General features: G+C 60.2%; 9 protein-coding genes. 4 read left to right on the top strand and 5 right to left on the bottom strand.

Annotated features, from left to right (window positions below):
* The first annotated feature begins 79 nt into the window (after positions 1–79).
* Positions 80–706, top strand: a complete 627-nt coding sequence (locus FY156_05355) for a DUF922 domain-containing Zn-dependent protease (protein ID UXS00960.1) — start codon at positions 80–82, stop codon at positions 704–706.
* A gap of 353 nt (positions 707–1,059) precedes the next feature.
* On the opposite strand, the gene FY156_05350 is transcribed toward FY156_05355, so the two are convergent.
* Together FY156_05350 and FY156_05345 are read right to left on the bottom strand one after the other, a co-directional pair.
* Positions 1,060–1,380: a (2Fe-2S)-binding protein gene (locus FY156_05350; GenBank protein ID UXS00959.1), complete on the bottom strand. Its 321-nt coding sequence runs from the start codon at positions 1,378–1,380 to the stop codon at positions 1,060–1,062.
* 139 nt (positions 1,381–1,519) lie between these two features.
* Positions 1,520–1,888 (bottom strand): Hpt domain-containing protein, encoded by a 369-nt coding sequence (locus tag FY156_05345; protein UXS00958.1) that lies wholly within the window; start codon positions 1,886–1,888, stop codon positions 1,520–1,522.
* Positions 1,889–2,372: 484 nt separating this feature from the next.
* Between FY156_05345 and FY156_05340 the strand changes: the two genes are divergently transcribed.
* Positions 2,373–9,260 carry a hypothetical protein gene (locus FY156_05340; GenBank protein ID UXS03027.1) on the top strand — a complete coding sequence of 2,296 codons (6,888 nt, stop codon included), beginning with the start codon at positions 2,373–2,375 and terminating at the stop codon, positions 9,258–9,260.
* A 108-nt stretch (positions 9,261–9,368) separates the two neighbouring features.
* Here FY156_05340 and FY156_05335 read toward each other — a convergent pair whose 3' ends face one another.
* Positions 9,369–10,283 carry a PhzF family phenazine biosynthesis protein gene (locus tag FY156_05335; protein UXS00957.1) on the bottom strand — a complete coding sequence of 305 codons (915 nt, stop codon included), beginning with the start codon at positions 10,281–10,283 and terminating at the stop codon, positions 9,369–9,371.
* Between the two features lie 331 nt (positions 10,284–10,614).
* Here FY156_05335 and FY156_05330 point away from each other — a divergent pair, with 331 nt between their 5' ends.
* Entirely contained in the window at positions 10,615–11,388 is a 774-nt protein-coding gene (locus tag FY156_05330; GenBank protein ID UXS00956.1) for an NAD kinase, read from the top strand.
* An 11-nt stretch (positions 11,389–11,399) separates the two neighbouring features.
* On the top strand, positions 11,400–11,906 hold the full coding sequence (locus FY156_05325; GenBank protein UXS00955.1) for a hypothetical protein: 507 nt from the start codon (positions 11,400–11,402) through the stop codon (positions 11,904–11,906).
* 31 nt (positions 11,907–11,937) lie between these two features.
* On the opposite strand, the gene FY156_05320 is transcribed toward FY156_05325, so the two are convergent.
* Positions 11,938–12,408 carry a cysteine hydrolase family protein gene (locus tag FY156_05320; GenBank protein UXS00954.1) on the bottom strand — a complete coding sequence of 157 codons (471 nt, stop codon included), beginning with the start codon at positions 12,406–12,408 and terminating at the stop codon, positions 11,938–11,940.
* A gap of 76 nt (positions 12,409–12,484) precedes the next feature.
* Positions 12,485–13,616, bottom strand: a protein-coding gene (locus tag FY156_05315) for a peptide chain release factor 2 (protein ID UXS00953.1) whose coding sequence is annotated in 2 segments (ribosomal slippage) — positions 12,485–13,546 and positions 13,548–13,616 — 1,131 coding nt in all. Because the reading frame shifts where the segments join, the coding sequence is not laid out codon by codon here.
* Positions 13,617–13,672 lie beyond the last annotated feature (56 nt).

The raw sequence follows: 13,672 nt of genomic DNA, 5'->3' as shown, positions 1-13,672 counted from the left end.
GGAGTGTTATGCAAAGTCTTATAAGTTCCGCTCCGCCTATGCAGCAAACGATTTTCGAATTCAACCGGAAGGCCGGGTAATGACCAGACCAACACGCGCCCTTTGCGCCATTCTTGCCGGCGCATTGGCCGTTTCTTTGCCGACAGCGGCATTTCCGGAAACGGTTCTGCGCAAAAGCTATTCCTATTTCTCGATTGGCGGCAAAACGGCTGGTGATCTGGACAAGGAGCTTTCAGCGCGTGGCCCACTGACGAAAGCGACAGGCGCGCGTCATCCGGGTGCGACGGAGATCAAGTTCGGCGGCGACGTGACCTATGTCGAACGAAACGGACTTTGCAGCGTCGGTACGGCCAAGGTGTTGCTGAACACGCGCATCCTGCTGCCGCAATGGAAGAACCGCCGCCGTACAACGGCAGAGCTTGCCTTCATCTGGGATACGCTGCTTGCCGACATCAAACGGCACGAGGAACGGCACGCGGAAATCGCTCGAACCTATGCCCGTTCGCTCGAACGCCAGTTGAAGGCGATGCGGCCGCAGTCATCCTGCGACAAGCTGCAGGAAATGGCCGGAAAGATCACCCAGACCGTCATGGAAGAGCATGACAAGGACCAGTACCGGTTCGATGTGGTGGAATCGAAGAACTTCGATGCGCGCATGACGCGGCTATTGAAGCATCGCCTGGAGCAAGGCCAGAACCGCCGGTAACGGAAGCCGGCGAACAACACGCCATCAACTCATAAAAATCAGAGACTTAACATCGCATTCTGGCGCCTGCGCCATAGGCGGCGTTACGTTACGTCATGCCCGATTTTACCGGTAACTTCTCACCGTGGCGCGCGCAAATAGACTCATTGTAGCCTGCTTCCGGAATACGAAATTCAGGAAGAAGCCGAGTAAAACCATCGGCATAAGACATCCGACAGCAGTTCTCCCGGTGCGCGCTTGAGGGCTCGCAGGTGTTTCCTCCCTCGCCTGCATGCTGCGTACCCACCTTGCCCCGCTCTCCTCCCAAATCAGGCGAGCGGGGTTCTTTGTGCGCAAAGCGGAATAATCAGATATCAGCCCTGGCGCTCAGGCACATGAACGACGAGACCATCGAGCTCGTCGTTCATCTTGATCTGACAGGAAAGGCGCGACGTCGGACGCACATCGAACGCGAAGTCGAGCATGTCCTCTTCCATCGGCTCCGGGCCGCCGACGCGTTCGGTCCACGCATCATCGACATAGACATGACAGGTCGCACAGGCACAGGCACCGCCACATTCGGCATCGATACCGGGAATGGAGTTGCGCACGGCATTCTCCATGACGGTGGAACCGTTGCTTACATCAAGTTCATGGGACGTGCCGTCGAAGGCGACGATGGTCAGTTTGGTCATGTCGGAGATCCAGGTCGTGTTCTGTGACTGAGGTGTGTTCTAAGAATTGTTCTAAACACATAGAAAGGCCGGCTCCGCTTGGCAACCCGCAGAAGCGGCACCAAGCCCGGCCGGCCTGACAAAATCGACCAATCCCGGCTTAGCGGCAGAGCTTGAGAACGAAATTCTCTGCTTCGACGATGGCTGCCACGAGCTTTGCCATGGCGGCGCCATCACCTGCATTGTCTTCGAGCTTGGCAGCGGCGGCGGAAACGGCGAATGCGCCAACCGCATCGGCGGCACCCTTCAACCGGTGTGCGATGGCCTTGACGGCGGTCGCATCAGCGCCATTCAGCTCGTGCAATGCCGAGCGGGCGCTGCGGCTGAAAAGCTGCAGGACTTCAATTTCCAGTTCCTTGTCACCCATCGTCTGACGGGCAAGATGAACAAAATCGATCGGCTTTGTGCTGGCGGAAGCCGCGCCACCGGAATTATCCGGAGCTTCGAAAGCAATACTGACCGCTGCCATGTCTCAATTCCTTGTTTCTGTCTCGCCGTTTCTTGTTTTGCGTCACATCTGTGCCGGATTTACGCATGTATGGCGGTGCTATCGGCTTAAATTACGGCGCGGCATTGGTGAAAATCTTTCGCTATGGTTAATTTATGCTAAACTTATATGAAACAAGGCATTCGGCGCGGGACCGAGGTTTAAATACTGTTAAAAAGCCGACACTTCGCCCTCTCTGCAAATCCGCATTAATTGTTTCGAAGACGCAAATGTGTCACTACGGTACTGCCGTTCCGACCAGGCTTTCGCTCAAGCTTTGTTATTACGGCACAGTGATGTAATTTCGCCCGAAAGCTGGGTCACCAGCATCCGGAAATGTGTAATGAGCGGAATCGATTCCCTTTCTCAAGGGCTTTTCCGTTGGCAGATGGCGGCAATTCGTTTGCGGGCGGCAAACGGGTTCTACGGCATGAAGCCGGGCGTATGTGTAACGAGGCGTAACCGCATGGCGAACAACAAGATTAGCGACTCCGTCGACGAGACTGCATTTCAGGCGTTGGAAGACGCCCTGCAACTCGGCGCCTTTGAAGACACGCCGGAGCAGCGAAAATCTACAACGCCGAAGCAGCCGGAGGCCAGATTGAAGGAAGCCAGCAGACAGCAGCGTTCCGCACCCGAACCGGCGCGCGCTGCGGCCGAACAGGCGCCAAAATCCCCCAATCTGGAAGCGGCCAATGACGGCTCCAAACGCAGCCCGGCGATGATTTTGAAATCGCTGGAAGGCGGCTCGATTGGTGGTGCGCTGCGCAACGCGGCGATCATGTCCATCATCTGGGCGATCGGCGGCCTCGGCATTGCGCATCTGTTCTACGGCAACGCGCTTTGGAACATCGCATCGATTGCCGATCTCGCTGCTATCCCCGGCCTGATGGCGATCATTGTCGGCATCATCGTTCCGGTCATGCTGTTCTTCGCCTTCGCCATCATGATGGCGCGCGCCCGTGACCTTCGCAATGCCGCACGCTCCATGGCGGAAGTCGCCCTGCGTCTGGCAGAGCCAGAAACCGTTGCCTCCGACCGCATCATGTCGGTCGGTCAGGCGGTTCGCCGCGAAGTTTCGGCCATGAATGATGGCATCGAGCGCACCATTGCCCGTGCCACCGAACTCGAAACCCTCGTCCACTCCGAAGTCAACGCACTTGAGCGCAGCTACGCCGACAACGAATTGCGCGTTCGCAGCCTCGTGCAGGAACTGACGGCGGAACGTGACGCCATCGTCAATCACGCCGAACGCATCCGCTCGTCCATCGTTGGCGCGCAGGAGCAGATCAAGGAAGAACTTTCGATCGTCGGCGAAGAGCTGTCGATGCGCCTTGCCACCACCGGCGAGGCTTTCGCTTCGATGATCGACACGCGCTCGGCGGCACTCCTCGAAAAATCGCGCGCTTCGACCGAAGCCATGGGCAGCCTGATTGCCGCCAAGACGGAAAACCTGCTGCAGGCTCTGAACACCTCCGGCTCGGCGCTCTCCAACGAATTCGACATGCGCCTGCACAATCTTTCCTCGACGCTCGACGAGCGCGGTGAAATGTTGCTGGAGCGCTTCGCAATCCACGCTTCCACCCTCGATAGCGGTGCCGAAAGCCTGAACAGCGCGCTTGAAGAGCGCACCCGTCAGCTCAACGACACCCTGTCAACGCGCACGCTGGAACTGAACCGCAATATCGACCGCGGCCAACAGATCATTGGCGGCTCGCTCGACACCGTTCTCGACAAGCTCAGCGCGACGCTGGAAGAAAAGGGCCTGTCCTTCCGTCAGAACCTGCAGAGCACGGCCGACGACGCGATCATGGATCTCGATCTGCGTTCGGGTCTGTTTGAAGAACGTCTGCAGGCGACCGTCGGCCTGGTCAACTCCGCCTTCGACGAGCGTGTTGCCGAATTTGCAAGCGCCTTCGACCAGCGTGCCGGCAGCCTCGACAGCAAGCTGATGGAGAGCCTGGCTCGCATCAACGAAACCGTTGCAGGCGGCTCGGAAGCCTTCGACACCATGCTGAACGGCAGCATCGAGCGCCTTGGCTCGACAATGACCGATCAGTCGCTGGCACTGGCGACGGCACTCGGAACCGGCCAGGAAATGCTCGAAAGCGCGCTTGACGATCGCACCCGCGCCTTCAGTGATGCTCTTGGCCGTCGCACCGCCGAAATCACCGGCGCATTTGCCGATACGCATGAAAAGATCGACAGCGTGCTTGCAGAGCGCAGCAATGCCCTGTTTGGCGCGCTTTCTGCCAGCCAGAACCGTTTCGATGAGGCGCTTGCCAGCCGTTCGCAGGCCATCACCAGCTCCGTTTCCGGTACGGCCGAACATCTGGCCGCGCTGCTCGACGAAAGAGCTGCAGCCATCAACAACGTGGTTGCCGACGTTGAACGTCGCCTAACCGAAACGCTCGAAACCCGCGCAGCCGCCATCACCGGCGCTGTTACCGGCATCGAAGACCGCATCGCCGACACGCTGGAAAGCCGCACGGCAGCCCTCAACGAAGTTGTTTCGGGTGCGGAAAACCGTATCGCCGATACGCTCGACGGCCGCACCGCGGCACTCTCCAGCGCGATCTCCGGCGTCGAAGAGCGCATTGCAGACACGATGGACAGCCGTACGCTGTCGCTCGACATGACCTTTGCGAATGTCGAAGAACGTCTGTCGGAAACCCTCGATAACCGCACCTCTGCGCTGGCGGGTATCGTTGAAGGCGCCGAAGGCAAGATTGCCGACGCGCTCGATAGCCGCACGGCAGCCCTCACCTCGGTTGTCTCGGGCGCTGAAGAACGCATCGCCGATGTGCTCGACAGCCGCACCATGGCCATCGACATGGCTTTCTCGGGCGCCGAAGAAAAGATTACCGAAGCACTCGACAGCCGCACGGCAGCCCTTACCTCGGTCGTCTCGGGCGCTGAAGAACGCATCGCCGATGTGCTCGACAGCCGTTCCATGGCCATCGACATGGCTTTCTCGGGTGCCGAAGAGAAGATTACCGAAGCACTCGACAGCCGCACGGCATCGCTGCAGACCATCGTTTCGGGCGCGGAAGAGCGTATCACCGATGTGCTCGACAGCCGTTCCATGGCCCTCGACATGGCCTTCTCCGGTGCTGAGGAAAAGATCACCGAGGCACTCGACAGCCGCACGGCATCGCTCCGGAACATCGTATCGGGTGCGGAAGAGCGCATCACCGATGTGCTCGACAGCCGCGCAATGGCGCTCGACATGACCTTCTCGGGTGTCGAAGACAAGATCGCCAATGTCATTGAAGGCCGTACCGCTGCTCTCAACGACGTCGTCTCCGGTGTCGAAGACCGTATCGCATCGGCACTCGACAGCCGCACCGCAGCCCTCAGCGGCGTCGTCTCGAATGCCGAAGAGCGCATCGCCGGAACTCTCGACAGCCGCACCATGGCCCTCGACATGACCTTCTCGGGCGTCGAGGAAAAAATTGCCGACGTCATCGAAGGTCGCACCGCTGCCCTTAACAACGTCGTTTCCGGCGTTGAAGATCGGATCGCATCGGCACTCGACAGCCGCACCGCAGCACTCAGCGGTATCGTTTCGAATGCCGAAGAGCGCATCGCCGATGTGCTCGACAGCCGTTCCATGGCGCTCGACATGACATTCTCCGGCGTCGAGGAAAAGATTGCCGACGTCATCGAAGGCCGTACCGCCGCCCTCAACAACGTCGTCTCCGGTGTCGAAGACCGTATTGCCTCGGCACTCGACAGCCGCACCGCAGCACTCAGCGGCATCGTCTCGAATGCCGAAGAGCGCATCGCAGACGTGCTGGACAGCCGCTCCATGGCGCTCGACATGGCAATTTCGGGTGCGGAAGAGCGCATCGCCGAAACTCTCGATGCCAAGTCCGCTTCGCTTTCGCTGGCGGCTTCCGGTGTAGGCCAGCGTCTGGAGGCAACCGCCTTCACGCTTGAGAACGCCCTCGCCGGCGGTCACGAACGTCTTGAAACCATGCTGGGTTCGCAGGCCGAGCGCATTGCCGGCACGCTGGAACGCAACAGCGGCCTGATCGAAGACAGCGTTGCCGGTGCAGCCCACCGCATCGAAACCGCCGTTGAAGGTGGCAGCAGCCGCTTCTCGCAGACCGTTGAAGAAGGCGTTTCGCGCCTGGAGACGAGCCTGTCGCAGTCGCAGGCCGATATCGCCACCACCCTCGACCAGCGCCATGCCGATATTGCCGCGACGCTGAATTCCGCGTCGACGCAGATGAGCGACCTGCTCTCCGAACAGGCCATGATGATCGGCACGACGGTCGCTTCCAGCGCCAGCATGCTCGAACTCTCGCTCGAAACGCAGCAGGACAATCTGCAGAAAGCCATCGACGGAAGCGCTGCAAGCCTCGAAGAGCGCCTTCGCAACGGTGCTGGCGCCATTGCAGGCAAGATCAGCGACGCCGCGCGTGAAATCGGCGGTGCGACCGACCAGCTTTCCACCCGCATCGAAACCTCGCTCGGCAACATCACCAACCGTCTGGACGAGACCGGCACGCGCATCGAGGTCAGCCTCGACACGCTGCAGGAGCGCGTTCATGGCGACCTCGGCAATGTCAACACTGCCATCGACGATGCGAGCCGTCGTTTCGCCGAAACGCTTGATGACAAGACCGCAGCCTTTGCCCGCAGCAGCGAAGACGCGGCACAGCGCATCACCGGCCTGCTCGACGAGCAGTCGGCACGCGTTGCCGATACCTTCGAAAGCCGCACCAGCCGTCTGGCGGAAACCTTCGACAGCGGTTCGGCCAAGATCGATGAACGCCTTGGTACCATGGACCGGGCGCTGACGATCGGTCTCGAAAACGTCAACCGTACCATCGAAGGCAAGGCTACCGATCTGGCGCTCAGCCTGCGCGGCGCTGTTATCTCTGCCACCGAAAGCATTGGCGAAGAAGCCACACGCTCCACCGCACTGCTGGCCAAGACCGGTTCCGACTATGTCGAGCAGGTTCAGGCGCAGAACGAGGCCTTCACCAAGGCCATCGAAGAGCGCTCCGGCGAGATCGTCAACCGCATCTCGGATGCGCAGACCCGCCTTTCGGGCCAGGCTGCCGCCGTTGCCCAGACCTTCTCGGAAGCCGGCAACATCATTGTCAACAAGGTGGCCGAGGCGGAAGCTGTCGTACGCTCGCAGGTTGGCGTGATTTCCGAAACGCTCACCAATGTGGAATCGGCTCTCGATGCACGCGGCGAATCCATCCGCTCCGCACTCGACAACCGCACCCGCGAACTCAACTCGATGCTGGCCAGCCGGTCTGCCGAACTGTCGCGCCTCATTGAAGAAAAGGCCAAGCCGGTTGTGGACGAATACGCCACCATCGGTCGCGAAGCCGCCGAAAAGATCGTCTCCGCCGCACAGCAGAGCGCCGATCTTCTGACGCAGAGCAACAGCGGCATGGTCGGCATGGTCGAACAGGCCATCAGCGACTACGCCACTGCCGGTAACGAAGCAGCCAGCAAGCTCGTCGCAGCAACGCGTCAGAGCACCGACATGCTGTCCGAAACCCACACCGCCATGGCCGACGCCGTGGAACAGGGTATCGACAAGTATGGCCGTGTCGGCAGCGATGCCGCCAACAAGCTGGTTGCCGCCACCCGCCAGAGCACGGACATGCTGTCTCAGACGCACAACGGCATGGCGGAAATCGTCGAGCAGTCGGCAGCGAAGTTCAACTCCGCCGTCGAACGCGCCGCTCAGGAATTCAGCGCCGCAGATCAGGCTCTGAATTCGACCGCGACGCATTTCTCGGAAGCTGCTTCCCAGGCCGCCGATATGGTGTCCAGCTCCAGCCGTCTGCTGGAAGGAAAGATCGACCGTCTGTCGAACATTTCCGGTCAGACGCTGGCACAGGTCGCCGGTATCGTTGGACGTTTCGAAGAACACTCCAAGGTTCTGAGCCAGGCATCCGAACTGCTGAACGCGGCACAGTCGAGCCTCGTCGGTACGCTGGAAGAACGTCAGGATGCCCTGCGCAGCCTCTCGGTCGGCCTGCTCAAGCGCTCGGAAGAAATCGAAAACTCCATGCGCGGTGTTGTCAGCGTGGTGGAAGACACACTTACCGCCGCCGAAGAACGCTCGCAGAATGTTGCAGGCAACCTGCGTGACAATCTGCAGTCCTCGTTCTCCGATATCGGCCGCTCGCTGGACGAAACCGAACAGCGGGCCCGTTCGGCTGCACAGACCATGCGGGGCGCCCTGCTCTCCGCCGGTCAGGATGCCACCCGCTCGATCGAGAGCACGCTGGCCGATGCGCAGAAATACTCCGACGAGCTGGTCAACCGCCTGCGCGGTGGCGTGGAATCGTCGCTCTCGGAAGTCGACACCCTGCTAGGCAGCGCCTCCGAAAAGTCGAATGCCGCAGCCGCCAATATGCGTGATACGCTGCGTCAGGCCGTGGAAGAGGCCGTTGCCCGCTTCGCCGGTGCCACGGACGAAATCCGCCGCTCCAGCCACGATATTCGCCGCGAACTCGACTCGACCCGCGCCGAACTGAAGCGTGGTGCCTTCGATCTGCCCGAAGAGGCCAAGGAAAGCGCAGCCGCCATGCGTCGCGCCGTCTCCGAACAGATCAAGGCGCTGCAGGACATTTCGCAGCTCGTCGGTCGCTCGACGCAGCAGATGGAAGTGTCCGAACCTGTTGCCCGTGCGATTGCAGCAACGCAGCCTGTCGAACGTCGCGTTGAAGCGCGTCAGCAGCCAGCGGCCCCCGCTCCAGCACCGGCCCCGGTCGCTCCGGCACCTGCCCCGGTTCAGCAGCGTGTCGCACAGCAGCCAGCCGCAGCGGCGCCTGCCCTGCGTGGCAACCTGCCGATCGAAAACCGCCAGCCCGTTGCGCCTGCACCGGCAGGACGTCGTGAAGAAGGTGGTGGCTGGATCAGCGATCTGCTGCGTGGCGCATCGCGTGACGGTCAGGAAGCGCCTGCCGCAGCCGCACCGCGCGCTGCTGCAGAACAGCCGACCCGCGCTGCTGACACCCGCAACCCGCGTCATATGGTGGAATCGCTGAACTCTCTTTCCGTCGATATCGCCCGCGCCATCGATCACGATGCCTCGGTCGAACTGTGGCGCCGCTACCAGCGCGGTGAGCGCGACGTGTTCACGCGTCGTCTCTACACGCTGAAGGGCCAGCAGACGTTTGACGAGATCAAGCGCAAGTATGATCGCGAGCAGGAATTCCGCACCGCGGTTGACCGTTACATCGCCGATTTCGAGAAGCTGCTGGCCGACGTGGCCCGCACGGATCGCGACCGCACCGTAACGCAGTCCTACCTCACCTCGGATACCGGCAAGGTCTATACGATGCTTGCGCATGCGGCGGGTCGGTTCAACTGATCCGACGCTACGCTGGACAAATAAAAACCCCGGTCGAAAGACCGGGGTTTTCTTTTGGGGCTAGGAATGGATCTGGCAGGACGGCGTGTGCTGTCCGGCCCTTCTGCGTCAGAGTTCGAACACACCCGATGCCACGCGGACAGCATTGCCGCCGATGCGGGCGCGGGCAACTTCGCCGTCCTTGATGTCCATGCGCAGATGGATGTGCGACGGGCGGCCCATTTCCACACCCTGCTCTATCAGCAGCGGATACTGGCCGTCGGACAGGCCATCGAAATAATGAATGGCGCCGGACATTGCCGCCACGGCAGAGCCCGTTGCCGGGTCTTCAGGAATGCCCATTTCCGGCGAGAACATGCGGGCATGAAACTTTGCGGCGTGGTTGATGCCACCGCGACAATAAATGAACGCCGCAGCAAGGCGTCCTTCGACCAGCGGGGCTGTTCTGAGCCACAGGCTGGCGTCGAACTCCATTTCCTGTACGGCAGCCAGATTGTGCAGCGGCACCAGCAGGAAAGCCACACCAGCGGTCCAGACCGAGGGCACGTGGTTTTCGAAGCCGATATGACCTTCGCTGACGCCGAGCGCGTCGGCAAGCCTGGTGTTGTCGAGCGGCAGGTCGACGCGCGAAGATTTGCGCGGCAGGTCGAATTCGGCGAAACTTGCCGCACCCTCACGGATTTTCACCGCGCAGCGGACCGGTCCGACCTTTTCCTCCAGCACGCTGACCATGTCGAGATCACCGCCGGCCGCATGCTGGCGCTCGGCAATTGCCACCGCCGATCCGACTGTCGGATGCCCGGCAAAGGGCAACTCGCCAAACGGCGTGAAGATGCGCAGCGATGCGGCATGGGCCGGATTGGACGACGGATTGACGAATACCGTTTCGGACAGGTTCATTTCCCTGGCAATGGCCTGCATGGTCGCATCGTCGAGACTTTCGCCGCCATACATGACAGCCAGAGGATTTCCGGCCATCTTTGTTTCGGTAAAGACATCATAGATTGAGTAGTTCAGAACCACGCTTTGCCTCCTGCCAGACGTCAATTCATGTCGGCGCATGTTGGTGTCGAGCAACCTGCCCCAGACGAAAGCGCATCGCAACCCTCGGCGCGCAGGTAAAAACAACAAGCTGTGGACCGGATCTGGTGCAGAGACCCTCGCAGAACCGATCTCGGTCAAAATAGCTTGTCGCGACATAAGCTCTTCATGTACCAAGGAAAATATACCTGCGAAGGATCGGCGGATTTTCGTCGACGATTCGCCTGCAGACCGGAAGATTGCGAGTTGCCTCAACAAGTTACCCACATTTTCGCGTGTCATCTCTGTCCCGCGACATTGTCAAGGAAAGCGAATGTCGCGTCCTAGCTCTTCATTGTCCTTTGTCGCTGCGAAAACCGAGGACGCCGAGGCCGCGCTCGAGGAGCTGACGGCACTTTATGGCAATATGCCGTTTGAAGAGGCCGAAGTCGTCGTGGCTCTCGGCGGCGACGGCTTCATGCTGCAGGTGCTGAACGAAACCATGAACTCGGGAAAACGTGTCTATGGCATGAACCGTGGTTCTGTCGGCTTCCTGATGAACGACTACAAGATCGAGGGATTGCGCGAACGCATTGCCGTGGCAACCGGCAATGATTTTCATCCGCTGCGCATGACCACCACGGATTCCGACGGCGACGAGTTTACCGCGCTTGCGATGAACGAAGTGAGCCTTTTTCGCCAGTCCCACCAGGCCGCCAAGCTGCGCGTCGAGGTGGATGGCAAGGTGCGGCTGGAAGAGCTGATCTGCGACGGCATGATGGTGGCGACACCGGCCGGCTCCACCGCCTATAATTTTTCCGCGCATGGACCGATCCTGCCGCTGGAATCGCCGCTTCTGGCGCTCACGCCTGTCAGCGCTTTCCGCCCACGCCGCTGGCGCGGTGCGCTTTTACCGAATAAGGTGACGGTCGACATTCATGTTCTCGAACGCGACAAGCGCCCCGTCAATGCCGTTGCGGACCATACGGAAGTCAAATCCGTAACCCATGTCAGGATCGCCCAATCGCAGGACAGGACAGCACGGATTTTATCCGACCCGGATCGTTCATGGTCCGACCGCATTCTTGCCGAGCAATTCACCAACTGACGAAGACCCGCATGCACCCGAAATTGACGCTCCTTGCCACATTGTTTCTGGCCGCCAGCACGCTTTGCGCGCCTGCGCAGACGCAGGAGATCGATGCGCTGCCGGTTTCCACGATCTTCGTGACGAGCAGCGGTCTCTGGGAAGACGCCAACCCGCCTGCAGCCCCTGCGCAGAACGGCGCTGACGCCCAGAGAACACCGCCGAGCGCGCCGACACGCGGCTACTATAAGGTGATTGCGCTGCGACAGGGCGACGGAACCGCCAAGATCTATCTGCAGCGCATTGCCTTCACGGCCAATGGCCCGCACCTCGTCGAAACGGTCGAGCTGGAAGAATTCAACCAGATGAAGTCTTACGTGACGGATATTCGACCCGAAAGTTCCAACGGTGCACCCACCGCGCCGGGACTGTTCGTAACGGTCTACCTCAAGACCGATCCGATGGCCAAGGAATCGGAAAGCTGGACGATCCTCATCGATGAACTCGGTGAAATGAAAATTGAGCGCGCCTCGAACTGAGACCGGAAGACCGGATGTAATCCGCTTCGCTCTACAGGCCCAGTTCGTTCGGTCCTGACAACACCGCGCCGAAATGATGTTTCCAGAGCTTTTCGCCGAGCCCACCGCTCCGGTCCAGGCTGGAACCAACCGTCAGCCACGGCAGCAGGGTCGGGGTGAGACCGGCATCGAACAGTGCAAAACCGGCGGCGAGCACGCAGGTATCGGCCTGAATACCGCACACGAGCACGCGCTCCACGTTCAGCGAGCGAAGATAATCGATCGCCTCTTTCGGCGGCGCATAGCCGTATTTGATGAACACCCGGTCTGCTGGCACCAGGCTTTCATCATCCCTGCCCGGTTTCCAGCCCAGTTGCCGTTCGAAGGGCGTGATGGCCTCATCATGGCGTTCGACGCTCGCCGCACTCGGCATGGTCTTCGCCAGTCGGGCAATCTCCGTGACCAGCGCGGCCGGTGGATTGAAGCTTGGCTGAACATCGACGATGTATAGAGCCTGTCTCACGCATTCCTCCAAACAAAAAGCCCCCCGCAGTTTTCTGCGAAGGGCGAATTCTACAACACTGGTCTGCCAGCCTTCATCAATCGATGTCGGCGACATCCACGCCCGCGCCACCGCTGATGCGATGGGCAAGAGCCGCTTCCATGAACTCGTTCAGATCGCCGTCCAGAACGTTGCCAGGTGCCGTGCTTTCCACACCGGTACGCAGGTCCTTGACCAACTGGTAAGGCTGCAGAACGTAGGAGCGGATCTGGTGACCCCAGCCGATATCCGTCTTGGATGCAGCCTGCGCATTGGCGGCATCTTCGCGCTTCTGAAGCTCGACCTCATAGAGACGCGAGCGCAGCATTTCCCACGCCTTGGCGCGGTTCTTGTGCTGGGAGCGTTCCTGCTGGCAGGCAACCGCGATACCGGTCGGAATGTGCGTGATACGAACAGCCGAGTCGGTGGTGTTAACGTGCTGACCACCCGCACCCGAGGACCGGTAGGTATCGATGCGGCAATCGCTTTCATTGATGTCGATCTGGATCGAATCATCGACCACCGGATAGACCCAGATGGACGAGAACGACGTATGACGACGGGCGTTGCTGTCGTAAGGCGAAATGCGGACGAGACGATGTACGCCCGATTCGGTCTTCAGCCAGCCGAAGGCATTGTGACCCTTGACCAGGATCGTCGCAGACTTGATGCCCGCTTCTTCGCCGTCATGAACTTCCAGAACCTCAACCTTGAAGCCTTCGCGTTCCGCCCAGCGCGTATACATGCGCAGCAGGATATTGGCCCAGTCCTGGCTTTCGGTACCGCCGGCGCCGGAGTGCACTTCGAGATAGGTATCGTTACCGTCGGCTTCGCCCGAGAGCATGGCTTCCACCTGACGGCGGTTGGCCTCGTTCTTCAGTGCCTTCAGTGCGTCTTCGGCGTCCTTGACGATTTCGTCGTCGCCTTCCATCTCGCCGAGTTCGATCAGCTCGATGTTGTCGCTCAACTGACGCTCAAGCGCCTTCACGCCGCTGATGCTGTCATCAAGCTGCTGGCGCTCGCGCATCAGCTTCTGGGCTTCTGCGGCATCGTTCCAGAGGGTCGGGTCCTCTGCCTTGTTATTCAACCAGTCCAGTCGTCTTATCGCCTGGTCCCAGTCAAAGATGCCTCCTCAGCAGGCTTATGGCCTGCTTGATTTCGTCGACTACGTTCACAATTTCATTGCGCATTTCGCTGGTTCTTCACCTTGTTTGAAACTGGCTGCTCAAATAAATGCGAGGGGCGC

It is taken from the genome of Agrobacterium tumefaciens (assembly GCA_025559845.1).
GTDB lineage: Bacteria > Pseudomonadota > Alphaproteobacteria > Rhizobiales > Rhizobiaceae > Agrobacterium.
The sequence above is the reverse complement of the archived record's forward strand: the minus strand, read 5'-3'. Positions and strand labels throughout refer to the sequence as shown.

Bases quoted from the DNA above. Each gene is read 5' to 3' on its own strand.
- FY156_05325 (UXS00955.1), top strand. From the start codon at position 11,400: ATGCACCCGAAATTGACGCTCCTTGCCACATTGTTTCTGGCCGCCAGC.
- FY156_05355 (UXS00960.1), top strand. From the start codon at position 80: ATGACCAGACCAACACGCGCCCTTTGCGCCATTCTTGCCGGCGCATTG.
- FY156_05340 (UXS03027.1), top strand. From the start codon at position 2,373: ATGGCGAACAACAAGATTAGCGACTCCGTCGACGAGACTGCATTTCAG.
- FY156_05330 (UXS00956.1), top strand. From the start codon at position 10,615: ATGTCGCGTCCTAGCTCTTCATTGTCCTTTGTCGCTGCGAAAACCGAG.
- FY156_05345 (UXS00958.1), bottom strand. From the start codon at position 1,888: ATGGCAGCGGTCAGTATTGCTTTCGAAGCTCCGGATAATTCCGGTGGC.
- FY156_05350 (UXS00959.1), bottom strand. From the start codon at position 1,380: ATGACCAAACTGACCATCGTCGCCTTCGACGGCACGTCCCATGAACTT.